Annotated in this window: 17 protein-coding genes and 1 rRNA gene; 4 read left to right on the forward strand and 14 right to left on the reverse strand. The window is 67.7% G+C overall.

Translation table 11 applies throughout. The annotated features are described in order from the left end of the window. Nucleotides 1–440 precede the first annotated feature (440 nt). The 5 genes from R5O87_RS05565 to R5O87_RS05585 all read right to left on the reverse strand — a co-directional run bounded on the left by R5O87_RS05565 (nucleotide 441) and on the right by R5O87_RS05585 (nucleotide 7444). Nucleotides 441–1964, reverse strand: a 16S ribosomal RNA gene (locus R5O87_RS05565). Between the two features lie 511 nt (nucleotides 1965–2475). Next, nucleotides 2476–3789, reverse strand: coding sequence for a tyrosine--tRNA ligase (tyrS, locus tag R5O87_RS05570; protein ID WP_410558078.1), 1314 nt, complete (start codon nucleotides 3787–3789; stop codon nucleotides 2476–2478). Nucleotides 3790–3882: 93 nt separating this feature from the next. After that, nucleotides 3883–6111 (reverse strand): HelD family protein, encoded by a 2229-nt coding sequence (locus R5O87_RS05575; RefSeq protein ID WP_410558079.1) that lies wholly within the window; start codon nucleotides 6109–6111, stop codon nucleotides 3883–3885. Between the two features lie 127 nt (nucleotides 6112–6238). After that, a complete protein-coding gene (locus tag R5O87_RS05580) occupies nucleotides 6239–6796 on the reverse strand; it encodes an adenine phosphoribosyltransferase (protein ID WP_410558080.1) in 558 nt (185 codons plus the stop codon). A gap of 9 nt (nucleotides 6797–6805) precedes the next feature. Further along, nucleotides 6806–7444 (reverse strand): DNA-3-methyladenine glycosylase, encoded by a 639-nt coding sequence (locus tag R5O87_RS05585; protein WP_410558081.1) that lies wholly within the window; start codon nucleotides 7442–7444, stop codon nucleotides 6806–6808. Between the two features lie 135 nt (nucleotides 7445–7579). Here R5O87_RS05585 and R5O87_RS05590 point away from each other — a divergent pair, with 135 nt between their 5' ends. Then, nucleotides 7580–9217, forward strand: a complete 1638-nt coding sequence (locus R5O87_RS05590) for a DNA-3-methyladenine glycosylase 2 family protein (protein WP_410558082.1) — start codon at nucleotides 7580–7582, stop codon at nucleotides 9215–9217. After that, nucleotides 9214–9723: a methylated-DNA--[protein]-cysteine S-methyltransferase gene (locus R5O87_RS05595; RefSeq protein WP_410558083.1), complete on the forward strand. Its 510-nt coding sequence runs from the start codon at nucleotides 9214–9216 to the stop codon at nucleotides 9721–9723. The genes R5O87_RS05590 and R5O87_RS05595 overlap by 4 nt, the downstream gene beginning before the upstream one ends. Here R5O87_RS05595 and R5O87_RS05600 read toward each other — a convergent pair whose 3' ends face one another. The 9 genes from R5O87_RS05600 to argC form a co-directional block, all read right to left on the reverse strand. Next, on the reverse strand, nucleotides 9724–10506 hold the full coding sequence (locus R5O87_RS05600; RefSeq protein ID WP_410558084.1) for a maleylpyruvate isomerase family mycothiol-dependent enzyme: 783 nt from the start codon (nucleotides 10504–10506) through the stop codon (nucleotides 9724–9726). A 253-nt stretch (nucleotides 10507–10759) separates the two neighbouring features. After that, nucleotides 10760–12199 (reverse strand): argininosuccinate lyase, encoded by a 1440-nt coding sequence (gene argH / locus R5O87_RS05605; protein ID WP_410558085.1) that lies wholly within the window; start codon nucleotides 12197–12199, stop codon nucleotides 10760–10762. Between the two features lie 6 nt (nucleotides 12200–12205). Continuing rightward, entirely contained in the window at nucleotides 12206–13411 is a 1206-nt protein-coding gene (locus R5O87_RS05610) for an argininosuccinate synthase (RefSeq protein WP_410558086.1), read from the reverse strand. Between the two features lie 91 nt (nucleotides 13412–13502). Continuing rightward, complete coding sequence (locus R5O87_RS05615; protein ID WP_410558087.1) at nucleotides 13503–14039, reverse strand: arginine repressor; 537 nt, start codon at nucleotides 14037–14039, stop codon at nucleotides 13503–13505. Further along, complete coding sequence (argF, locus tag R5O87_RS05620; protein WP_410558088.1) at nucleotides 14039–15046, reverse strand: ornithine carbamoyltransferase; 1008 nt, start codon at nucleotides 15044–15046, stop codon at nucleotides 14039–14041. The genes R5O87_RS05615 and argF overlap by 1 nt, the downstream gene beginning before the upstream one ends. Next, nucleotides 15043–16356 carry an acetylornithine transaminase gene (locus tag R5O87_RS05625; protein ID WP_410558089.1) on the reverse strand — a complete coding sequence of 438 codons (1314 nt, stop codon included), beginning with the start codon at nucleotides 16354–16356 and terminating at the stop codon, nucleotides 15043–15045. Before R5O87_RS05625 ends, argF begins: the two co-directional genes overlap by 4 nt. After that, nucleotides 16353–17312: an acetylglutamate kinase gene (argB, locus tag R5O87_RS05630; protein WP_377953864.1), complete on the reverse strand. Its 960-nt coding sequence runs from the start codon at nucleotides 17310–17312 to the stop codon at nucleotides 16353–16355. The genes R5O87_RS05625 and argB overlap by 4 nt, the downstream gene beginning before the upstream one ends. 68 nt (nucleotides 17313–17380) lie before the next feature. Then, a complete protein-coding gene (gene argJ / locus R5O87_RS05635) occupies nucleotides 17381–18547 on the reverse strand; it encodes a bifunctional glutamate N-acetyltransferase/amino-acid acetyltransferase ArgJ (RefSeq protein WP_410558090.1) in 1167 nt (388 codons plus the stop codon). Continuing rightward, nucleotides 18544–19575: an N-acetyl-gamma-glutamyl-phosphate reductase gene (gene argC, locus R5O87_RS05640; RefSeq protein ID WP_410558091.1), complete on the reverse strand. Its 1032-nt coding sequence runs from the start codon at nucleotides 19573–19575 to the stop codon at nucleotides 18544–18546. Before argC ends, argJ begins: the two co-directional genes overlap by 4 nt. 165 nt (nucleotides 19576–19740) lie before the next feature. Between argC and R5O87_RS05645 the strand changes: the two genes are divergently transcribed. Then, on the forward strand, nucleotides 19741–20706 hold the full coding sequence (locus R5O87_RS05645; protein ID WP_410558092.1) for a quinone oxidoreductase family protein: 966 nt from the start codon (nucleotides 19741–19743) through the stop codon (nucleotides 20704–20706). Nucleotides 20707–20821: 115 nt separating this feature from the next. Then, complete coding sequence (locus R5O87_RS05650; RefSeq protein WP_462836435.1) at nucleotides 20822–24799, forward strand: Pls/PosA family non-ribosomal peptide synthetase; 3978 nt, start codon at nucleotides 20822–20824, stop codon at nucleotides 24797–24799. The last annotated feature ends 11 nt before the right edge of the window (nucleotides 24800–24810 follow it).

Here is a 24810-nt window from a genome sequence, read left to right on the forward strand (position 1 = left end):
GATCCAGGTTCAAATATCTTGGAAATTGCTTCTTATAAAAGATGCTCGCGTCCACTATGTAGTTCTCAAACAACAACCCCGTACCACACACCCCACACACCCCGCGCCAACAGCGCAGACAACCGTGTGATCGGTGCAGCCAGGAAACCAGAAACAAACGTCCCGGAAAAGAGTTACCCTCCCCGGTCCTGTTGCCTCAGGACCCGACAGTGTGCCAAACACTAAACCACGCAACCCCCGCCCCCGCCGTTCCAGGACAGACCCCCCAAAGGGAACCCGACCGTACTGAACCAGGACAAAAACCACGCAGCCGCTATCCGTTGATATTCCACCCATGAGCACCCGCCACAAAACATCCGTTTGTGCTGCGGGCCTTTACTCCTGACAACACCCACCCCCGGCACATACGTCCAGGAAACAGTGTTGTAGGTGCTCCTTAGAAAGGAGGTGATCCAGCCGCACCTTCCGGTACGGCTACCTTGTTACGACTTAGTCCCAATCGCCAGTCCCACCTTCGACGGCTCCCTCCCACAAGGGGTTAGGCCACCGGCTTCGGGTGTTACCAACTTTCGTGACTTGACGGGCGGTGTGTACAAGGCCCGGGAACGTATTCACCGCAGCGTTGCTGATCTGCGATTACTAGCGACTCCGACTTCATGGGGTCGAGTTGCAGACCCCAATCCGAACTGAGACCGGCTTTTTGGGATTAGCTCCACCTCACAGTATCGCAACCCTTTGTACCGGCCATTGTAGCATGCGTGAAGCCCAAGACATAAGGGGCATGATGATTTGACGTCGTCCCCACCTTCCTCCGAGTTGACCCGGCAGTCTCCCATGAGTCCCCACCACTACGTGCTGGCAACATGGAACGAGGGTTGCGCTCGTTGCGGGACTTAACCCAACATCTCACGACACGAGCTGACGACAACCATGCACCACCTGTGAACCGGCCCCAAAAGGAGAAACCACATTTCTGCGGCGGTCCGGTCCATGTCAAGCCTTGGTAAGGTTCTTCGCGTTGCATCGAATTAATCCGCATGCTCCGCCGCTTGTGCGGGCCCCCGTCAATTCCTTTGAGTTTTAGCCTTGCGGCCGTACTCCCCAGGCGGGGCACTTAACGCGTTAGCTACGGCGCGGAAAACGTGGAATGTCCCCCACACCTAGTGCCCAACGTTTACGGCATGGACTACCAGGGTATCTAATCCTGTTCGCTCCCCATGCTTTCGCTCCTCAGCGTCAGTTAATGCCCAGAGACCTGCCTTCGCCATCGGTGTTCCTCCTGATATCTGCGCATTTCACCGCTACACCAGGAATTCCAGTCTCCCCTACATCACTCTAGTCTGCCCGTACCCACCGCAGATCCGGAGTTGAGCCCCGGACTTTCACGGCAGACGCGACAAACCGCCTACGAGCTCTTTACGCCCAATAATTCCGGATAACGCTTGCGCCCTACGTATTACCGCGGCTGCTGGCACGTAGTTAGCCGGCGCTCTTCTGCAGGTACCGTCACTTTCGCTTCTTCCCTACTGAAAGAGGTTTACAACCCGAAGGCCGTCATCCCTCACGCGGCGTCGCTGCATCAGGCTTCCGCCCATTGTGCAATATTCCCCACTGCTGCCTCCCGTAGGAGTCTGGGCCGTGTCTCAGTCCCAGTGTGGCCGGTCACCCTCTCAGGCCGGCTACCCGTCGTCGCCTTGGTGAGCCATTACCTCACCAACAAGCTGATAGGCCGCGAGTCCATCCAAAACCACAAAAGCTTTCCACCCCCCACCATGCGATGAGGAGTCATATCCGGTATTAGACCCAGTTTCCCAGGCTTATCCCAGAGTCAAGGGCAGGTTACTCACGTGTTACTCACCCGTTCGCCACTAATCCCCGGCGCAAGCACCGGATCATCGTTCGACTTGCATGTGTTAAGCACGCCGCCAGCGTTCATCCTGAGCCAGGATCAAACTCTCCGTTGAAAACAAACAGACACAACCAGGCCCCACGGAAATAACGCGGAACCAGGCTGCACAAAATTTGAAACCAGCCAAAAACACCAGACCACACCACGGGGGTGACATGGCCCGGCAATTCAACCAATTCATAAAAAATCGGTATCAACAAACTTGGCACACTATTGAGTTCTCAAACAACAGACACATTCGAATACTTCCCGAAATTATTTCCAATTGAATATTGGAATTCGCATTTCGTATTTCTTCGCTGCGATGTTTCTAGCTTATTTCATTCATTTTCACTTTGCAAATCCGGGTTATTCACCCGGTATTCACTTCAATGAATGAATCCGCCCAGCACTAAGCGCAGCTTTTCTTCGTTCATTTCGAAGTAGAAGAATTGCTTCTCAGTGAAGGGGGTTTGTCACCACTCAGCGGCGGCGACTCAGAAGACATTACACGCTCCCCCGCGGCCGTGCAAATCGGCTGCGGAGGAGCGTGCATTTTGCCTGTTCCGGTGCTAGGCGTTCCGGTGCTAGGCGCCGGACACCTGGACCGTGGCCAGGTTCTTCTTGCCGCGGCGGAGCAGCAGGTACTTGCCGTGCAGCAGCTCCGACGGGTTGATCACCGCGTCCGGATCCGTAACTTTGGCGTTGTTGACATAGGCGCCGCCCTCGCCGACCACCCGGCGCGCGGCGGACTTGCTGTCCGACAGCCCCGAGGCAACCAGCAGGTCGATGATGCCGAGGCCCGTTCCGTCCACCGAAGCGGACGGGAGTTCTGCAGTCGCCGCTGCGAGCGTCTGCTCGTCGAGCACTGAGAGATCGCCGTTCCCGAAAACAGCCGCGGAAGCAGCAATGACCTTTTCGGTCGCTTCGACTCCGTGGACCAGTGCCGTCACTTCGTAGGCGAGCTTCCGCTGGCCTTCGCGGGCGAACGGGCGCTCGGCCACAGACACGGCAATTTCCTCAATCTCGGCCCGGGTCAGGAACGTGAACACCTTCAGCCGGTCCACAACATCCGCGTCGGCGGTGTTAAGCCAGAACTGGTAAAAGGTGTACGGGCTGACCATGGCTGAGTCCAGCCAGATGGCGTTGCCCTCGCTCTTGCCGAACTTGGTGCCGTCTGCATTGGTGATGAGCGGAGTGCCCAGCGCATGGACCGTCTTGCCCTCCACCTTGCGGATGAGTTCGGTGCCGCTGGTGAGGTTGCCCCACTGGTCGGATCCGCCGGTCTGCAGCATGCAGCCGTAGTCGCGGTAGAGCTGCAGGTAATCCATGCCCTGCAGGATCTGGTAGCTGAACTCCGTGTAGCTGATGCCTTCCTCGGAGCTGAGGCGTGAAGCCACGGCGTCCTTGCGCAGCATCGTGCCCACGCGGAAGTGCTTGCCGACCTCGCGGAGGAAGTCGATCGCGCTCAGCGGCGCGGTCCAGTCAAGGTTGTTGACCATCCGGGCGGCGTTAGCGCCGTCAAAGCTGAGGAACCGGCGGACCTGCGCCTGCAGGTAACCGACCCACTCCGAAACGGTGTCTTTCGTGTTCAGGGTGCGTTCCGCCGTCGGACGCGGATCGCCGATCAGCCCGGTGGAACCGCCCACGAGCCCCAGGGGCTTGTGGCCGGCCAGCTGGAGCCGCCTCATGAGGAGAAGCTGAACCAGGTTTCCCAGGTGGAGGCTCGGCGCCGTGGGGTCGAATCCGCAGTAATACGTGACCGGCTCCCCGGCGAGCAGCTTTTCCAACTCCACTTCATCGGTGGATACGTGGACAAGGCCGCGCCATTTGAGCTCCTGCCAGATGTTGGCGAAGCTGGGGTCGTTCTGCTGGGATTCGAGGTCGTTTAGTTGTGACACGCCTTCTAAGTTAGCAGGATCAGCGCCACGCCGACCCCCGTGAAGGGCAGGAGGCAGGCCGGGCCGCGATTGGCCGGGCCTGCCCCGGAACCCCTAGCGTTCGATGCCTGCCGGAACGTCCGCGGCCGCGATCAGACGAAGCCGCTGGGTGGGGCGCGTCATGGCGACGTACAGATCGCCCACCCTGCCGTGCTCGTGGTTCAGCATGGCGCTCGGTTCCAGGACCACGACGCCATCGAACTCAAGGCCCTTGGCCTCCCGTGGGCTGATCACCACCACGTCCTGTTCATAGCTGCCAGCACCCGTGCCCAGCCGGGAACCGTACTTGGCACGCAGCACCGAGGTGGCTTCCCGCAGCAGGTCGCCGTCGGCAATCACGGCGAGCAGACCGCCGTCGAGCGCTTCGAGTTCCTCGGGGAGGACTTCCACCAGCCGGCTGACAAGGCCAGAGTGCTCCACACGGTCGATGATGGGCGACCAGCGGCCCTCCCGGACGGCCTTCGGGGCGGAAACCACCAGGCCGGCGGCGTTGGCCATGCGCGCAGCCGCTTCGGCGATCTGCGACGGCGTCCGGTAGTTGACCGTGAGTTCCTCCAGCTGCCAGCGGTCACCGAACATCGGGGCGAGGGCCCCCTGCCAGGACTTCGCGCCGGCCACGGAACTGGTCTGGGCGATGTCCCCCACGATGGTGAAGGACTTGAGCGGGCAGCGCCGGACCAGGAGCCGCCACTGCATGGGCGAGAGTTCCTGTGCCTCGTCGACGACGATGTGGCCGAAGGCCCAGGTGCGGTCACTGGTGGCGCGCTCGGCGGCCGTCAGGCGGGCTTCGCGTTCCTCGTTCTGTTCAACGAGTTCCTCGGCGGACATCAGCACGTCGACGCCGGCCGACTCCATGTTGACCAGGGTCTGCCGGGCGTTGGCCAGCGCGCGGGCGCGGTCCTGCTCCTGCTGGGCCAGGCCGCGGCCTGCGGCGGGGTCCAGTTCACCGAGGAGTTCCGCGGCCTCGTCGAGCAGGGGCACGTCGGCCTCGGTCCAGGGTGCATCGGGTGCGCGCAGCAGGAGCTCGCGTTCCCGGGCGGACAGCCCGGGCGTGCAGGCTTCCAGCAGGGCGGGCTTGCTGAGGAGCTCGCCCACGAGCTTCTCGGGCGTCATCGGCATCCAGCACAGGTTCAGCGCAATGCGAACGTCGCGGGCGGTCCGCACGTCCTCGGCGAGGTAGGAGCGGTCGGCGTTGTTGCCGATATTGCCCGCCTCAACGAGTTCGGTCATCTGCTCCGTCAGCTCGCGGAGCAGGATCTTGACGAACGTGACGCGGGCCTCGTTGTGCGGCTTGCCGGTGGACCGTGCGCGTTCGCGGGCGCGCCGGACCTGCCGGGGCGTGAGGGTCAGCTTGCGGCCGTCGACTTCCAGGATCCGGTTTTCGGCCGGAATGCGCTGCCGGTTGGCCACGGCGTTGGCGATGACCTCGGCCATCTCCAGCCTGCCCTTGATGGCGGCGACGTCCGCCTCCTGCTCCGGCACCGCGTTGATGCCCGGCATGAGCCTGCCCAGGCTGGCCATTACCACGCCGGTTTCACCCAGCGACGGCAGGACGCGTTCGATGTATTTCATGAACGACGACGACGGGCCCACCAGCAGCACGCCGGCTGACTTCAGCCGGTCGCGGTGGGTGTACAGCAGGTAGGCGGCGCGGTGCAGGGCCACTGCGGTCTTGCCGGTGCCCGGTCCGCCCTGGACCACGAGGGCGCCGGAGATGGAGGACCGGATGATGCGGTCCTGCTCGGACTGGATGGTGCCCACGATGTCCGACATGCGGCCGGTGCGCTTGGAATTCAGTGCGGCCAGCAGGGCGCCCTCGCCCTGCAGGGAGTCGGCGTCGGAGAGCATGTCGGCGTCGAGGACGTCATCCTCGATGGCCTTGACTTCGCGGCCCTGCAGGATCAGGTGCCGGCGCCGGCGCACGCCCTGCCGGTCAAAGGCCGTGGCCTGGTAGAAGTGGCCGGCCTCGGGTGCGCGCCAGTCCACCATGAGCCGGACGAGGTCCTCGGTGGTGAGCCCGATGCGGCCAATGTACTGCGCCTCGCCGGAGTCCAGGTCCAGCCGGCCGAACACGAGGCGGTCGTCGACGGCGTCGAGCTGGGCGAGGCGGTCCTCGTAGAGGGCCGCGAAGGCGTCACGTTCGGAGACGTTCTGCATGGTGCCGACTGCTCCCGCACGGCGCACCTGGGCCAGCTGGGCGCGCTTTTCCTCGCGCAGTTCATCAAGCCGGGCATACAGACCGGCTACGTAGTCCCGTTCGTGGGCCAAATCGGCGTCGAGCATCGTTCCCCTATCGCAAAAGACAGACCGTCCATTCTATAACCTTTTTCGGCTTACGTGGCGGCTGTTGAGCTGCTTAAAGCAGGTTATCTGACGGCACAGCCCCGGCGCTCACCGACAAGCCCGCTGGTCAGAGGCGCAGCAGCGACCGCACGCGGTGCCCGGCCAGGGCGGAGCGGCCGCGCAGCTCGCCGAGTTCCATCACCACGCCGACGCCCGAGACGTGGACACCGCAGCGTTCAAACAGGCGGGCGGCTGCCCCGAGGGTGCCGCCGGTGGCGAGGACGTCGTCGAGGATCAGCACCCGGCTGCCGCGGGCGAGGTCCGTGGTGTGCAGTTCCAGGGTGGCGTTGCCGTATTCCAGGGCGTAGTCCTCGGAGTAGACCTCGCGCGGCAGCTTCCCGGCCTTCCGCACTGTCACCACGCCGGTGCCGGTGGCGTAGGCCGCTGCCGCGGCGAGCAGGAACCCGCGTGCCTCAACGCCGGCCACGGCGTCGAACTGTCCCTTGAACGGTTCCACGAGCGCGTCGACGACCGCCCGGAACGCGGGGCCGTCGGCGAAGACGGGGGTCAGGTCCTTGAAGGTGATTCCGGGTTTGGGGTAGTCCGGAACGGTCGCGCAAAGGCTCGTGATGAGTTCGTCCACGGGGACGGGCCTGGAGGCAGGGGCATGTTCGCTCTGATTCACCCGTCAAGCCTACGCCCGCGGCGGACGCGCCTTCGCAGCCTTGTAACGCGACACGGTGGGGTCGCCTGTCAGCCAGAACCGCCATGGATAATCGTGCGTGCCGCCGTGCCCGGCGACCCCGACGCGGGGCCCGCTGCTGACGTGGGCGGCGGGTGCCGGCGGCAGGACCAGCCCAAACGGCGGCCCCAGGGCGTCCCGCCCGCTGTCCTCCGTGGTCAGTCCCAGTGCTGTGGCCAGCCGGGCAGGACCGCTGGCAAGATCCTTGGCGGCTTTCGACGTGGGCCGCCGGGCGAGGGCCAGCTCCCGGCCCTCCACGATTTCCCCCGCGCGCAGCAGGACCGCCGAGGCGTGGCCGGCCGGACCGCAGACGATGTTGGCGCAGTAGTGCATGCCATAGGTGAAGTAGACATAGAGGTGGCCGGCCGGGCCGAACATGGGGGCATTCCGACGGGTGGGGCCGCGGTACGTGTGCGATCCGGGGTCAGGGTGCAGTGAATCGACCGGACCCATGTAGGCCTCGAGCTCGGTGATTCGGACGGCGACCGGACCTTCCCCGCTGTGGTGCGTCAGGACAGCGCCAAGGAGCAGCGGGGCTATTTCGCGGGCATCGCCGGACAGGAACTGCCGCACAGGGCCGCTGGTGGTCATGCCCCGACTTTACCGAAGCGACTGTTGTCCGGACCCGGTGCCAGGCAAGCCACCCGCAGGCTCTCCACCAACCACCTCCACGGCCATGTCCGATTTCCGCTAGCACGGCCCCTTGGCGGCTGGCAGGATGGAGTCATGGATTTCTGGCAGCGCTACCGCGCCATCGATGCGCGGGACACCCGTTTTGACGGGCAGTTCTTTACGGCGGTGCGGACCACGGGCATTTACTGCCGGCCGTCGTGCCCGGCGAGGACACCCAAGGCGGAGAACGTCACCTTCTATGAGACCTCCGCCGCCGCCCATGAAGCCGGGTACCGTGCCTGCAAGCGCTGCCTGCCCGAGGCCGTTCCGGGCACACCGGCCTGGAACCTCCGCTCGGACATTGCCAGCCGGGCCATGCGCCTGATCAACGACGGCGTGATCAACCGCGACGGCGTTGAGGGGCTGGCCGCGCGGCTAGGCTATTCGTCCCGCCAGCTGAACCGGATCCTCAGCCACGAGCTCGGCGCCGGTCCCCTGTCCCTGGCCCGCGCCAGCAGGGCGCAGACTGCGCGCACGCTGCTGGTGTCCACGGGGATGAAGCTCGCCGACGTCGCCTTCGCCGCGGGGTTCAGCAGCGTCCGCCAGTTCAACGAAACCGTGGCCGAGGTGTTCGACATGACGCCGACCGCCCTGCGCAGCACCGCCCGGCATCATCCGTCCGCTCCCGCCAGCACGTCGCTGACCCTGGCTCTCCCCTACCGCGAACCGTTCGACCCCGGCGTCTTCAGCTTCCTCGCCGTCCGCGCCATTCCGGGGATCGAGGCCGGAACCGCAACCTCCTATGCCCGGACACTGCGGCTCCCGCACGGGGACGCACGGTTCAGCGTGGAATACACGGGCGCAGGCAACGGCACCGTCGGGGGTGGAAAAGCGGCCGGCGGAAGTTTGGCTGGCGGAACTTTGGAGTACGACGGCGGGACGCACCGGCGCTCCCTGGTGCTCACCATCGGCGCGGTGGACCTCCGGGACCTGCCGGCGCTGCTGAGCAGGGTCCGCCGGCTTTTTGACCTCGACGCCGATCCCGTCGCCATCGACGGCGCGCTCGGCACCGACCCCCGGCTTGCGGCATCCGTGGCGGCAGCGCCGGGGATCCGCCTGCCCGGTGCCCTCGATCCGCAGGAACTGCTCATCCGGGCCATGGTGGGGCAGCAAATCACAGTGGCCGCCGCGCGCACGGCCCTCACGCAGCTGGCCGCGGCGGGCAGTCCCAGCACGGCCGCCGGCGACGGGCTTTCCCGGATGTTCCCGTTGCCCGCGCAGATCGCCGAGGCCGGCGCCGAGCTGCTGCGGGGTCCGCGGCGCAGGATAGAGTCGCTGCTGGCCGTGGCCGCGGCACTGGCCGGCAACACCCTGGACCTTGGCTACGGGGATGATCTGCCCGGCCTTTCCGCCAAGCTGCTGCCGCAGCCGGGCATCGGGCCGTGGACCGTGGGGTACGTGGCCATGCGGGTGATCGGGGCGCCGGACGTCTTCCTGGCCAACGACGCCGCGGTACGCAACGGAATCCGGGCACTGCCCGGGGGCGCTCCGGGAGCCAGCGCCGCGCCGTCGTCGGACATCCCGCCGTCGGACCTACCGTTCTCAGACTTCCGCGAAGTCAGCCCGTGGCGTTCGTACGCCACCATGCACCTCTGGCGGGCAGCGGCGAAGAGTTCCAGAACGGCCGCCCTGCGGGGCGCAGACAACGAAATCAATGAAAGAAGCAGTGCTATGAAAGTGACAGCGCAATGAAAGCCCAGCTCCTCACCATGACCACGCCGGACGGGCCGTTCACGATCATCGCCCGCGACGGCGTGGTGCTCGCCTCCGGCTGGACGGCCGACCGCCATGACCTCACGGGCCAGATCCATCCGGAGCTGCTGCCGGACACCTACGAACCGGTTGAGCACCTCGGCCCGATCTCCGCGGCCGTGGACGCGTTCTACGCCGGTGACCCGGCCCCGGCCATGAGCGTTCCGGTCCTGCAGAAATCAGGCCCGTTCCGTGCCCACGCCTGGGATATGCTGCGCACTTTCAGCCCGGGGGCACCGGTGACCTACACCGAATATGCGGAGCTGTCCGGCAACGCCAAGGCGGTCCGGGCCGCCGCCAGTGCCTGTGCGTTCAACGCCGCGGCGCTGTTCGTTCCGTGCCACCGCGTGGTCCGCACGGACGGCACGATGGGCGGATTCCGCTGGGGCCTACGGATCAAGGAGAGCCTGCTGGCCCGCGAAAAGCAGGGAGTTCCGGCGGGTTAGCTACTTCGCCGGAACCCCGGATGGCCAGGGCAGGAGTTCTGGCAGGTCGACGCCGTCGGCAGCGGCCGAGGCGCGCAGGCTGCCCAGCGACGGTTCCCGGCCGGCGAGCCAGGCGGCGATGTCGGTGACCATGCCGCTGACCACGGTAGAGCGGCCGCCCGTCCCGATCGTCACACGAGGAAGGCCCAGCGGCTGCAGCACCAGCTTTTGGCCCTCGGGCACGCGCGCGGCGAGGAACGTGAACAGGTGCTCGCAGAACTGCCTGCTCCACGTTTCCGGCCCGCGGCCGGTGTTGAGGTCGGACGCATGGATCACCAGCTCGCGCCAGAGCGCGAAGCCGCCATCCAGCACCACTCCCCCGCGATAGGAAATTGGTGCGTGCCAGCCACTGGCATCAGCCGAAGCGGCACCTGCAGCGGCGTCGCCCTCCGTGGCACTGGCATCCAGCGAATCGAAGGCACGCAGCGCCCGCTGCAGCGCCGAGTCGAGGTCGGCGCGGTGCTGTTCCAGCGCGTGCCCGGCGCTCATTTCGATGGCCTTCGTACGGCCGTCATAGCCGCCGTCGTACAGTTCCACCGTCTCCCCGCGCGCGGCGTATTCGAGCTGCCGTGCCATCGCGTTGGAGATGCCGGTGATGTGCGCCAGGACATGCCCTCGGGTCCAGCCCGGCAATGCCGAGGGAGCCGGGACGTCAGCTTCGGTGAGCTTGGCGGCCAGGGAGGCAACGGCGTCGGCTGCCTTGTGGAGTTCGGCGAGCAAAGCGTCGGGTGAGATCGCGGTCATGCCGCAATCGTAGCCGACGGTTAATCGCAGTTAACGCGAGTAGGTGCGGTTCAGCGCAAGCGCTGCCCGCCGCGAGGATCTGCCTGCCGCGGGGATCTGCCTGCCGTGCAGGGTCAGCAGAATTCCGCCGCGGCCCCGGGTCGCATGCGGAACGCTCTCTCACCTTTTGCAGAAAATCCGCCGACCCTCCTGCAGGTGGTGCAGGAGGGTCGGCGGAAACGCTGCGGCAAGTGAGAGAGCGTGTGGGCGGAGGCTATCCCGCGTACTCGCGGACGCCATTGAGCTCGCCTTCCAGCGCGGCAAGCTGGCGTTCGACGGCGGCCGGTGCCGTGCCGCCCTGCGAGTTCCGGCTGTTGAGCGAGCCTTCCGTGCTGAGGACGCTGCGGACCTCGGGCGTCAGGTGCTCCGATATGGCGGCATACTCCTCGTCCGTCAGGTCCCAGAGCTCCACGTTGCGGCTTTCGGCCTGCTTCACGGCTGCACCGGACAGTTCGTGCGCCTCGCGGAAGGGCACGCCCCGGCGGACCAGCCACTCGGCGATGTCCGTGGCCAGCGCAAAGCCCTGCGGGGCCAGCGACTCCATCCGGTCGGCATTGAACTTGAGCGTGGCGATCATCCCCGAGACAGCCGGCAGCAGCAGCTCCAGCGTGTCGGCGGCGTCAAACACCGGCTCCTTGTCCTCCTGCAGGTCGCGGTTGTACGCGAGCGGCAGGCCCTTGAGCGTGGCCAGCAGGCCGGTCAGGTTGCCGATCAGGCGGCCGGCCTTGCCGCGGGCCAGCTCGGCCACGTCCGGGTTCTTCTTCTGCGGCATGATGGACGACCCCGTGGAGTAGGAATCGTGCAGCGTGACGAAGGAGAACTCCTTGGTGGCCCAGAAGATGACCTCCTCGGAAACCCGGGACAGGTCAACGCCGATCATGGCGGCCACCCAGGCGAACTCGGCGAAGACATCGCGGGCCGCGGTGCCGTCGATCGAGTTGTGGACGGCGGAGAAGAAGCCCAGGTCCGCGGCCACTGCCTCGGGGTCAAGGCCCAGCGACGAGCCGGCGAGGGCACCCGAACCGTAGGGCGAAACGCCGGCGCGCCTGTCCCAGTCCTGGAGCCGCTGCACATCGCGCAGCAGCGCCCAGGCGTGGGCCAGCAGGTGGTGGCTGAGCAGGACGGGCTGTGCGTGCTGCAGGTGGGTGCGGCCAGGCATCGCCACGCCGGGGTGCGCCTTGGCCTGTTCCACCAGCGCATCGATGGTGGCGAGCACGCCGCGGGCGATGATCCGGGCGTGGTCACGCAGGAACATGCGGCCGAGGGTGGCCACCTGGTCGTTGCGTGAGCGCCCGGCCCGGAGCTTGCCGCCCAGCTGGGTGCCGGCGCGCTCGATCAGGCCGCGCTCCAGCGAACCGTGCACATCCTCATCGGATTCCGCGGGCACGTAGGCGCCCGAGGCGACGTCCGCATCCAGCTGGTCCAGGGCGGCGAGCATGCCGTCGAGTTCGGCGGCATCCAGCAGCCCGGCCTTGTGCAGCACGCGGGCGTGCGCCTTGGACCCGGCGATGTCGTAGCGGGCCAGGCGCCAGTCGAAGTGCGTCGACTTGCTCAGCGCCGCGAGGGCATCGGCGGGGCCGCCGGCGAACCGGCCGCCCCACAGTGCGCCGGTGTTCGTCGCTTCGGATTTCGGGGTTTCGACAGGCTCAACCACTGATTTTTACTTTCCTGCGACGCGGATGTCGCGCCCGGAGGCAACCTTGGCGGACATGCCCCACAGCTCGATGAAGCCGCGCGCCATGGACTGGTCGAACGTGTCGCCGGTGTCGTAGGTGGCGAGCTCGAAGTCGTAGAGCGAGGTCTCGGAGCGGCGTCCGTTCACGATCGCCTGGCCGCCGTGCAGCACCATGCGGATGTCGCCGGTGACGTACTTCTGGGTGTCCTCGATGAAGGCGTCCAGGGAGCGCTTCAGCGGGGAGAACCACTGGCCGTCGTACACCAGTTCGGCCCAGCGCTGGCCAACGGTGGCCTTGAAGCGGGCCTGCTCGCGCTCGATGGTGACGTCTTCGAGGTGCTTGTGGGCGGTGATCAGCGCCATGGCACCCGGTGCTTCGTAGATTTCGCGGGACTTGATGCCGACGAGGCGGTCTTCGACGACGTCGATGCGGCCCACGCCCTGGGCGCCGGCGCGGCGGTTCAGTTCCTTGATGGCCTGCAGCGGGGTGACCTTCACGCCGTCGATCGCGACCGGAACGCCGGCTTCGAAGGAGATGGTGACCTCGTCCGGTGCCGGCGGGAATTCTGGCGTGGCGGTGTAGTCGTAGATGTCCTTGGTGGGGGCGTTCCAGATGTCCTCGAGGTAGCCGGTTTCGACGGCGCGTCCCCAGACGTTCTGGTCGATCGAGTACGGGTTCTTCTTGGTGGTCTCGATCGGCAGGCCCTTTTCCTCGGCGAAGGCGATGGCCTTGTCGCGGGTCAGCGCGAGGTCGCGGACGGGTGCGATGCATTTCAGGTCGGGTCCGAGGGTCTGGATGCCAACCTCGAAGCGGACCTGGTCGTTGCCCTTGCCGGTGCAGCCGTGGGCCACGGTGGTGGCGCCGAATTCACGGGCGGCCTTGACCAGGTGCTTGACGATGACCGGGCGGGAGATGGCGGAAACCAGCGGGTAGTGGCCCTGGTAGAGGGCGTTGGCCTTCAGCGTGGGCACGCAGTATTCGTTGGCGAACTCGTCAGATGCGTCAGCCACGTAGGCCTCGACGGCGCCGCAGCCGAGGGCGCGCTGGCGGATGGTCTCCAGCGATTCGCCGCCCTGTCCGACGTCGACCGCCACGGCGATGACCTCGGCGCCGGTGGCTTCACCGATCCAGCCGATGGCTACGGAAGTATCCAGGCCACCTGAGTAGGCCAGAACAATACGCTCAGTCACGGAACATGCTCCTTAGTTGTTTGTTTCTTGTTTTGTTTGTCTTGAAGTTGGCTGCCGGGCCCTACTGGCCTGGACGCTGTTGGCCCGGATGCTACTGACCCGTGCCGGCTTCCTCGGCGAGCTGCAGGAAACGGGCGGCCAGTTCCGGCCCGCCCAGCGGGTCCCGGGCCACGAGCAGCACGGTGTCGTCCCCGGCGATCGTGCCCAGGATGGAGGGCATCACGGAGTGGTCGATGGCGAGGGCGAGGAAGTTCGCCGCGCCCGGCGGGGTCCGAAGCACCACGAGGTTGGCTGAGGCCTCGGCCGTCACCAGGAGCTCCCCGCAGAGCCGCGCCAGCCGCGCATCAAGGATTTCCTGGCTGACCCCGCTCTTGGCCGCCCGCTCCCCGCCTTCACCGGGGACGGCGTACACCAGCACGCCCTCCTTGCCCCGGACGCGGACAGCGCCAAGCTCCACGAGGTCACGCGACAGCGTGGCCTGGGTGACCTGCACGCCGTCGTCCGCGAGCAGCGCGGCGAGCTCGGCCTGGGAACGCACCGACTCGCCGGTCAGGATCGCGGTGATCCGCGCCTGGCGGGCGGTCTTGGTGGCCGGGCTCGCGCCGGGGGCCGCCGGGTTGGTGGACACTAGAACGTGCTCTCCCCGGTGCCCTCAACGGGAGAAAGCCCGTCGACGAATGCCAGCCCGGACTGGTGCATGAGCCAGGCCATGAGGCCCTTCTGCGCGTGCAGGCGGTTCTCGGCCTCGTCCCACACGATCGACTGCGGGCCGTCAATCACGCCGGCGGAGATTTCGTAGCCGCGGTAGGCCGGCAGGCAGTGCAGCACCACGGCGTCGGCGGCGGCCTGCGCCAGCGCGGCCTCGTCCACGGAGTATTCACGGAACAGCTGCATCCGTGCTTCCTTTTCGGCTTCCTGGCCCATGGAGACCCAGGTGTCGGTGGCGACGACGTCGGCTCCCTTGAGTGCCTCGGCAGCGTCCGTGGTGATGAGGACGGAGCCGCCGGTTTCGGCGGCACGTTCCTGGGCGGCGGCCACGATGCCGGCGGCGGGCAGGTAGCCCACGGGACCGGCGATGCGCACATGCATGCCTGCGGTGACGCCGGCCAGCAGGTAGGAGTTGGCCATGTTGTTGGCGGCGTCGCCGAGGTAGGCCATGGTGAGGCCCTTGAGTTCGCCCTTGTGCTCCTTGACGGTCAGGAGGTCGGCCAGCAGCTGGCACGGGTGGTAGTCGTCGCACAGGGCGTTGATGACCGGGACCCTGGAGTTTTCAGCCATGGCAACGAGGCCGGAGTGCGCGCCGGTGCGCCACACGATGGTGGACACCATGCGCTCGAGGACCTTGGCGGTGTCCTCGACGGATTCCTTGTGGCCGATCTGCGCCTCGCCCGGGTTGATGATCAGGGCGTTGCCGCCCATGTCCGCCACGCCGGTGGCAAAGGAGACCCGGGTCCGGGTGGAGGTCTTGTCGAAGATCACCGCGACGGTCTTGCGGCCGCTGCCTTGGGCGGCGAACGGCTGGACGCTGTACGGCGCCGCCTTCATGCGGCCCGCGAGTTCCAGGACTTCCGCCTGCTCGGCAGGGCTGAGGTCCGTGTCCTTGAGGAAGTGGCGGATGGTGCCGGTGGAGGTCACTGTGCGTCCTTTGCGGTTTGCAGGATGGCCGGAAGGGCGGCCAGGAAACGGTCTGCCTGCTCGGTGGTCAGGATGAGCGGCGGGGCCAGGCGGATGGTGCGGGGGCCGGGGCTGTTGATGATGAAGCCGGCGTCCAGGGCTGCGGTCACGGCGGCGGGGGCGACGTCGGCGTCCAGGTCGAAGCCGATCAGCAGTCCCTCGCCGCGCACCTCGGTGACACCGTCGACGGCGGCCAGGGCCTGCCGCACATGCTCACCTACGGTGCGGACGTTGTCCAGCACGTGCTGGCTTTCGATGGCGTGCAGCGTAGCCAGTGCGGCGGCGGTGGCGACGGGGTTGCCGCCGAAGGTGGTGCCGTGCTGCCCTGCGCCCAGCAGCGACGACGTCTTCTCGCCGAACGTGACGAGCGCGCCGATCGGGAAACCGCCGCCGAGGCCCTTGGCCAGGGTGATGGCGTCCGGCACGATCCCCGCGTCCTCGCTGGCCAGCCACTTGCCCGTCCGGGCGATGCCGGTCTGCACCTCATCGAGGATCAGGAGGGCACCGGCTTCGGCGGTGAACTCGCGGGCGGCCTTCAGGTAGCCGGCCGGAAGGGGCCGGACGCCTGCCTCGCCCTGGATCGGCTCCAGGAAGACGGCGGCCACGGTGTCGTCGACGGCGTTGCGCAGGGCATCGATGTCGCCGAACGGAATGTGCTCAACGCCTCCGGGCACGGGCTCGAAGGGGGTGCGGTAGGCCTCCTTGGCCGTGAGCGCGAGTGCGCCCATCGTCCGGCCATGGAAGGCGCCTTCGAGCGCGATGATCCGGGTGCGGGGCCTGCCGCCGGCTTCCCCGGCGGGAGTGCCGGAGTTCCGGCGGGCCAGCTTGAAGGCGGCCTCGTTGGCTTCCGTGCCGGAGTTGGTGAAGAACACCTTCGAGCCGGCCGGAGCTGCAGTCAGTTCCAGCAGTTTCTCGGCCAGGGCGATCTGGGTGGGGCTGGTGAAGAAGTTGGAGACGTGCCCCAGGGTGGCCAGCTGGCTCGAGATCACCGACGTCACGAACGGGTGGGCGTGGCCCAGCGCGTTGACGGCGATGCCGCCCAGGAGGTCCAGGTACTCCTTGCCGTCGGCGTCCCACACGAGGCAGCCTGCGCCGCGGACCAGCACCCGCTGGGGTGTGCCGAAGACACCCATCAGCGACGACGAGTAGCGCGCCAGCCACTCGGAACCGCTGCTGTTGGCGACGAGTGCGGTTGCGGCGGCCTCCGCAGCGCCAGGGCCTTCAGCAGTGACAGCGCCCTCGGCGGAATGGCTCAGTTCGGTGTTGCTCATGCGTTCGTCTCCTCGTCCGGGACAACCTGGGTGCCGATGCCCGCCGTCGTAAATGTTTCCAGAAGCATTGAGTGGGGCAGGCGGCCGTCCACGATGTGCGCCCGCTCTACTCCTTCGTCGATGGCCTTGAGGCAGGCGGCCATCTTGGGGATCATGCCGGATTCGAGCCTCGGCAGCATGTCGCGCAGCTCGGAGGCCGTCAGGGATGAGATGAGCGAGGACTTGTCCGGCCAGTTGGCGTAGAGGCCTTCGACGTCGGTCAGGATGACCAGCTTCGAGGCGCCCAGGGCGGAGGCCACGGCCGCCGCTGCGGTGTCCGCGTTGACGTTCAGGACCTGGCCGGTGGGCTGGAAGCGTGCGGTTCCCGCCACGCCGTCGCCGGCGTCGGTGATTTCCGGGGCGACGGTGGAGATCACGGGGATCCGTCCGGCGTCGAGAATGTCCACGATGCCGGCGGGGTCCACGCCCACCACCTCGCCCACGAGCCCGAGGTCCACCTCCTCGCCGTCAACGACGGTGCCGGTGCGCACGGCGCGCAGCAGCCCGCCGTCCTCACCGGACATGCCGACGGCGTAGGGCCCGTGCGAGTTGATCAGGCCCACCAGTTCACGGCCCACCTGGCCGGTGAGGACCATGCGCACCACGTCCATCGCCTCGGGCGTGGTGACGCGCAGTCCGCCCTTGAACTCCGACTCGATGCCGAGCCTGCCCAGCATCGAGTTGATCTGCGGGCCGCCGCCGTGCACCACCACGGGGTGGATGCCCACGTGGTGGAGGAAGACGACGTCCTCGGCGAAGGCGCGGCGCAGTTCGTCGTTGACCATGGCGTTGCCGCCGTACTTGATCACCATGGTGGTTCCGGCGAAGCGCTGGATCCAGGGCAGGGCTTCGATCAGCGTGCCGGCCTTGTCTTGGGCATCGCTCATGGACGTTGACTCGCGGGTCTGGGTGTTCATGCGGCTGGTTCTCCAGGGTTGCTGGCGGATCTAGCGTGGGTGGGCAGACCTAGCTCGAATAGGCACTCTTAGCTTGAGTAGGCGCTGTTCTCGTGGACGTAGTCGTGCGTGAGGTCGTTGGTCCAGATGGTGGCTTCCGCCCCGCCGGCCTGCAGGTCGATCTCCACGACCACCTCGCGCGGTTCCAGGTCCACCAGCTTGCGGTCCTGGCCGATCCCGCCGTTCTGGCAGATCTGGATGCCGTTCATGGACACGTTGAGCTGGTCCGGTTCGAACACGGCGTCGGTGGTGCCCACGGCGGAGAGCACGCGGCCCCAGTTGGGGTCCTTGCCGAAGATGGCCGCCTTGAAGAGGTTGGAGCGGGCCACGGCGCGGCTGACGGTTTCGGCGTCGCGCTCACTCGCGGCGTTGAACGTGCGGATCGCGATGTCGTGGCTGGCGCCCTCGGCGTCGCCGATCAGTTTGCGCGCCAGTTCGGCGCAGACCTGGGTGAGGCCCTGGCCGAAGACCCCGTCAGACGGAACGGCCTTGGACGCGCCCGAGGCAAGCAGCACCACGGTGTCGTTGGTGGACATGCAGCCGTCCGAGTCGGCGCGGTCAAACGTGACGCGGGTGGCGTCACGAAGGGCAAGGTCGAGCAGTTCCGGCTGGATGTCGGCATCCGTGGTGAGCACCACCAGCATGGTGGCCAGCCCGGGCGCCAGCATGCCGGCGCCCTTGGCGATGCCGCCGATGGTGAATTCATTTCCCTCGGCGTCGGTGCCGGTGAAGACCGCCTGCTTGGACACCGTGTCGGTGGTCATGATGGCCGTGGCGGCTTCGGGACCGCCGTCGGCGCTCAGGGCGGCGGCCGCGGCATCGATGCCGGGAACAATCTTGTCCATGGGCAGCTGCTCACCGATCAGGCCGGTGGAGCAGACAAACACGTCGGTGGCGGACAGGCCCAGCGCCTCGGCCGTCTTCTCCGCCGTCGTGTGCGTGTTCTGGAAGCCCTGCGGGCCGGTGCAGGCGTTGGCGCCGCCGGAGTTAAGGATCACGGCGTCGACGCGGCCGTCCGAAACCACCTGGCGCGACCAGTGGACGGGGGCCGCGGCCACCCGGTTGGAAGTGAAGACGGCGGCCGCCGCCTTGGACGGTCCGTCGTTGACAACGAGCGCGAGGTCCGGGTTACCCGAGGCCTTGAGCCCGGCGGTGACACCGGAGGCGCGGAATCCCTTGGGGGCGGTAACGGTCACGGGGCAACTCCCTGCAGGTTGAGGCCGGCGGTTTCCGGCAGGCCAAGGGCAATGTTCATGGACTGCACCGCTCCACCGGCGGTGCCTTTGGTCAGGTTGTCGATGGCGCACGTGACAATGACGCGCCCGACGTGCGGGTCGAAGGCCAGCTGCATGGCGGCGTGGTTGGAGCCCTGCACGGACTTGGTGGTGGGCCACTGGCCCTCGGCCAGCAGGTGGACGAACGGTTCGTCGTCGTACGCCTCAGCCCAGGCCCGGCGCAGTTCCTCGGCGCCGACGCCGGGCTTGACCCGGGCGGTGGCGGTGGTGAGGATGCCCCGGCTCATGGGCGCCAGGGTGGGCGTGAAGGATACCGTCACCGGCTCGCCGGAGGCGTTGGACAAGCCCTGCTCGATTTCCGGCGTGTGCCGGTGGCCGCCGCCCACGCCGTAAGGGCTCATGGAGCCCATGACCTCGGAACCGATGAGGTTCACCTTCGCAGCCTTGCCGGCCCCGGAGGTGCCGGAGGCGGCGACGATGACGACGTCGTTTCCCTCCAGCAGGCCGCCGGCGAAGCCGGGCGTGAGGGCGAGCAGCGACGACGTCGGGTAGCAGCCCGGGACGGCGATCCGGCTGGCGCCCTTAAGTTTTTCGCGCTGGCCCGGCAGTTCCGGCAGGCCGTAGGGCCACGTTCCGGCGTGGTCAGAGCCATAGAACTTTTCCCATGCAGTGGCGGATTCCAGGCGGTGATCCGCACCGGCGTCGATCACCACCGTGCCCTCGGGGAGCTTGGCCGCGATCTCGGCGGACGCCCCGTGCGGGAGGGCCAGGAACACGACGTCGTGCCCGGCCAGGTTATCCACGCTGGTGTCCTCGAGAATCCTGCTCGCCAGGCCATGGAGATGCGGCTGCAGTTCGCCTAGTCTGGAACCGGCGTTGCTGTGTGCCGTGATGGCTCCGATGGTGACGTCCGGATGGCCGGCCAGCAGGCGGAGGACTTCGCCGCCGGCGTAGCCGCTGGCGCCGGAAACGGCAACAGAAATAGTCATGAAGACGACTATACAGCAAGACTATGCATAGGTCCCGATATTTATGCATGGAGTAGCCGCGCCTCCTTACGCCGGGTTCCGGCCGACTTCGCCTGCACCGCCCCGGTCCCTAGGATGAAGTGAGGAAGGGTGCCGGAGGTCCCGGCCCGGAAAAGGAGAAATTCCATGACGCACGCCATCGTCGCCCGGCAGCCGGGTGGACCGGAGGTCCTGGACTTCACGGAGATCGACCGCCCCGTCCCCGGCCCCGGCCAGCTGCTGGTGAAGGTAGCCGCAACGGGCGTCAACTTCATCGAAACCTACCAGCGCAGCGGCACCTACAAGGTGGCCTATCCGTTCACCCCCGGATCAGAAGCAGCCGGCACCGTCGAGGAAATCGGCGAGGGCGTGGAGGACTTCGCGGTGGGAAGCCGGGTGGCCACGGCCGAGGGAACCGCATGCTACGCCGGCTACACCGTGCTGGACGCCGCGAAGGCCCTGCCCGTGCCGGACGGCGTGGACGACCACACCGCCGCAGCGCTCCCCCTCCAGGGCATGACGGCCCACTACCTGATCAATTCCTCGTTCCGGGTCGAACCCGGGCACAACGTCCTGGTCCACGCAGGCGCAGGCGGGGTAGGCCTGCTGCTGATCCAGCTCCTGAAGGCCCGCGGCGCCCGCGTCATCACCACCGTTTCCACTGATGAAAAGGAATCGCTGGCCCGCGGCGCCGGCGCAGACGAGGTGCTGCGCTACGACGGCTTCGCCGACGCCGTCCGGGACCTGACGCAGGGCGCCGGCGTGAACGTGGTGTACGACGGCGTGGGGAAGGACACGTTCGACGGTTCGCTGGCCAGCCTGCGCACCCGCGGTTCGCTGGTGCTCTTCGGCGCGGCGTCCGGGCCCGTGCCGCCGGTGGACCCGCAGCGGCTCAATGCCGGGGGCTCGCTGACCCTCACGCGCCCGTCGCTCGCCCACTTCCTCGGCAACCCGCAGGAACGGCTCTGGCGCTCCACGGAGATCTTCGGCGCCGCGGCCGACGGCAGCCTCAACGTCCGCGTCGGTGCGACCTACCCGCTGGCCGAGGCACGCAAGGCACACGAAGACCTCGAAGGCCGGCGCACCACCGGCAAGGTTCTGCTGGTCCCCTGACCGGCTGGCGGTCCCGTAACAAAGCGGTCCCAGGTTAACGCAGGGGAAACGATGTCATCTTCCGTTCATCTTGCTGGGGGAGAATCCAGCCGTGATTGAGCCGCTCCCCAAAACCCTGGACACAACCGTACCCACTGCCGCCGCCGGCGGACCGGCGGCGGCAGAGGTGTACCCGGCCCAGCTGCCGGGCGCTGCCGCCGCCCCGCCCGAGCGGACCCTGGTGGACATCCTCACGGACACCGCGGCACGTTTCCCGGATGCTTCCGCGCTCGACGACGGCCGCCGCTCGCTGAGCTACGCCCAGCTCCTGGCGGCGGTCAAGGCCGAGGGCCGGCGGCTCCACCAGGCCGGACTGGGAGCGGGAGACAAGATCGGCGTCCGGATCCCTTCCGGAACCAACGAGCTCTACATCGCGATCCTTGCCATCCTGCTGATCGGCGCCGCGTACGTGCCCGTGGACGCGGACGATCCGGACGAACGGGCCAAGCTGGTGTTCGGCGAGGCACGGGTGGCCGGCATTCTGCGGGCCAACGGCGAGATCGTCACGGACCATAAGCGGCCGCACCCCTTCCCCGCGCCGCGCCCGGCCGCACCCGACGACGACGCCTGGGTCATCTTCACCTCCGGTTCCACCGGGACGCCCAAGGGCGTCGCAGTGCAGCACCGCTCGTCGGCTGCGTTCGTGGACGCTGAAGCCCGCATCTTCCTCCAGAACGAACCGGTGGGGCCGCAGGACCGCGTGCTCGCGGGACTGTCGGTGGCCTTCGACGCGTCGTGTGAAGAGATGTGGCTGGCCTGGCGCCACGGCGCCTGCCTCGTGCCTGCCCCACGGGCCCTCGTCCGCACCGGCATGGACCTGGGACCGTGGCTGATCAACCACGGCATCACGGTGGTCTCCACCGTTCCCACGCTTGCCGCCCTGTGGCCGGCAGAGGCCCTGGAAAACGTCCGGCTGCTGATCTTCGGCGGCGAGGCCTGCCCGCCGGAGCTGGCCGAGCGCCTGGCCGTGGACGGCCGCGAGGTGTGGAACACCTACGGCCCCACCGAGGCAACGGTCGTGGCCTGCGCCGCTCCCCTGGGCGGTACCGGCCCGGTCAGGATCGGGCTCCCCCTGGACGGCTGGGACCTGGCGGTGGTGGACTCCGACGGCGTCCCCGTGGCCGAAGGCGAGGTGGGAGAGCTCATCATCGGCGGCGTGGGCTTGGCCCGCTACCTCGACCCGGCGAAGGACGCGGAGAAATATGCCGCCATGCCCTCGCTGGGCTGGGACCGAGCCTACCGTTCCGGCGACCTGGTGCGGTTCGAGCGGGCCGGCCTGATCTTCATGGGACGGGCCGACGAACAGGTCAAGCTCGGCGGCCGGCGGATCGAACTCGGCGAGATCGACGCTGCCCTGCAATCGCTCCCGGGCATTGCGGGCGCCGCCGCCGCAGTCCGCACGACGGCGGCCGGCAACCAGGTCCTCGTGGGTTACCTGGCCTCTGCCGGCGGGACGGACTCCGCGGGCCAGCCCTCTTTGGATTTGGCCGCGTTCCGGGAACTGCTGTCCGCCACGCTGCCCGCTCCGCTCATCCCGATGCTCACCGTCGTCGATACCCTGCCCACCAAAACCAGCGGGAAAGTCGACCGGCACGCTCTGCCCTGGCCGCTGCCGGGTGCCGGCGCCGCCGCCGCCGACGCAGCGCCCCTGAACCTGCCGGAGGATGCCCAGTGGGTGGTTGACCAGTGGCAGGCAGTCCTGGGCAGCAGCGTCGCCGGCCTGGACGCGGACTTCTTCGCCCACGGCGGCGGGTCTCTGGCCGCGGCCCAGCTCGTCTCCGCACTCCGGGTCCGCTACCCCACCGTCACCGTGGCCGACATCTACGCCACCCCGCGTATCGGAGCGCTGATCGAGGCCGCCCGCCAGTCCCTGCCCGACGGCGTCTCCGCCGGTCCGGCCCCGGAACGGCCGGTCCGCCCCACAGCCCTGAAGTCGCAGGTCTTCCAGACGCTCATGGGCATACCGCTGCATATTCTGGCGGGCATGCGCTGGCTGACCTACCTGATGGCCGCCAACAACGTCCTGTCCGCTTTTGCCGGATTCACGGCCGCGCCCACCGTGTCCTGGTGGTGGGTGGCCGCGTCCTGGCTGGTCTTCGTCAGCCCGCCCGGACGGATGGCCATCTCCGTTGCCGCCGCCCGCCTCCTGCTCCGCAACGTGCGGCCGGGGAACTACCCGCGGGCAGGCAAGGTGCACCTGCGCCTCTGGCTGACCGAACAGATCCAGGACCTGGCCGGGGCCATCAGCCTCGCCAGCGCCCCCTGGGTGCCCTACTACGCGAGGGCCCTCGGCGCCAAGATCGGGAGCAACATCCACCTGCACTCCCTTCCCCCGGTGACGGGCTTCCTCACCCTGGGCCGCGGCTGCAACATCGAACCCGAGGTGGACCTGTCCGGCTGGTGGATCGACGGCGATATCGTCCGCATCGGCCACATCCACGTCGGAGCCGACGCCACCGTGGGAGCCCGGAGCACCCTGATGCCCGGGGCCAGCATCGGCGCCGGCGGCCAGGTGGAACCGGGTTCCGCCGTGCTGGGCAAGGTCAAGGCCGGCCAGGTTGTGGCGGGTTCCCCGGCCGAACGGCGGGGCAAGGCGAAGCAGGACTGGCCCGCCGGACAGCCGGTTAGCTCCCTGCTGGGGCGCCTCTGGTTCACGGCCTTCGCTGCCGCGTCCGCCGTCCTCGCCCTGATTCCCTACGTTTCGGCGGTGGCCGCGGCCCTGGTGGTCTTCCTGTTCATCAGGGGCAACGAGTCCCTGCTTAGTGCAGTGCCACAGGTGCTGGCGTCGCTTCCGCTGGCGGCATTGACCTGGTTCCTCACCAACATGCTGCTGATCCTGGCCACCACCAGGCTGCTGGGCCTCGGCCTGAAGGAGGGCTACTACCGCGTCCGCAGCCGCGTCGGCTGGCAGGTGTGGGCCACCGAACGGGTGCTGGACATGGCACGGGACATGCTGTTCCCGATTTACGCCAGCCTCTTCACACCCGTCTGGCTGCGGCTTCTGGGCGCGAAGGTCGGAAAGAATGTTGAGGCCTCCACCGTCCTGCTGCTGCCGCGCATGACCACGGTGGGCGAGGGTGCCTTCCTTGCCGACGACACCATGGTGGCGTCATACGAGCTCGGCGGGGGCTGGATGCGGATCGCGCCGGCGAAAATCGGAAAGCGCTCCTTCCTCGGCAACTCCGGCATGACCGCGGCCGGGCGCAGCGTGCCAAAGAACTCCCTGGTTGCGGTCCTCTCCGCGACGCCGGGCAAGGCAAAGTCAGGCACGTCCTGGCTGGGCAGCCCTCCTGTCAGGCTGCGGCGCACCGCGGTCGCATCGGACAGCACCCGGACCTTCCAGCCACCGGCAAAGCTCAAGGTGGCCAGGAGCCTCTGGGAGCTGTGCCGGTTCGTGCCGGTAGCCCTGACGGTGGGCCTGGCCCTTGGCGTGCTGCTCGTCTTCGACTGGCTCGCCACCGTCCTGGGCTACGGTGCGGCAGCGGCACTCGGAGGCGTGGTCCTGCTGCTGGCGGGCGGGGTGGCGGCAGGCTCCTCCGTTGCGGCCAAGTGGTTGCTCGTGGGCAGGATTAAGACCGGTTTACACCCGCTGTGGAGCTCCTTCATCTGGCGCAACGAGGTGGTGGACACCTTCATCGAGATGGTGAGCGCCCCGTGGTTCGCCCGGTCCGCCAGCGGCACCCCGGCCCTCGTCTGGTGGCTGCGTGCCCTCGGGGCCAGGATCGGCCGGGGCACCTGGTGCGAGAGCTACTGGCTTCCCGAGGCCGACCTCGTGACCCTCGGCGCCAGCTCCACGGTCAACCGCGGCTGCGTCGTCCAGACCCACCTCTTCCACGACCGCATCATGAGCATCGACACTGTTAGTCTCGAAGACGGGGCGACGATGGGCCCGCACGGCGTGATTCTGCCGCAGGCGAGGATTGGCAAGGGCGGTACCGTTGGTCCGGCGTCCCTGGTGATGCGCGGCGAGACCGTTCCGGCCGGGACGTACTGGATGGGGAATCCGGTCAGCCCGTGGGCCGGGCCCGCCGTTCCCGCGCCCCGCCTGAAATAGCCCCAGCACAG

This window comes from Arthrobacter globiformis (genome assembly GCF_046536215.2).
Classification (GTDB): Bacteria; Actinomycetota; Actinomycetes; order Actinomycetales; family Micrococcaceae; genus Arthrobacter; species Arthrobacter globiformis_E.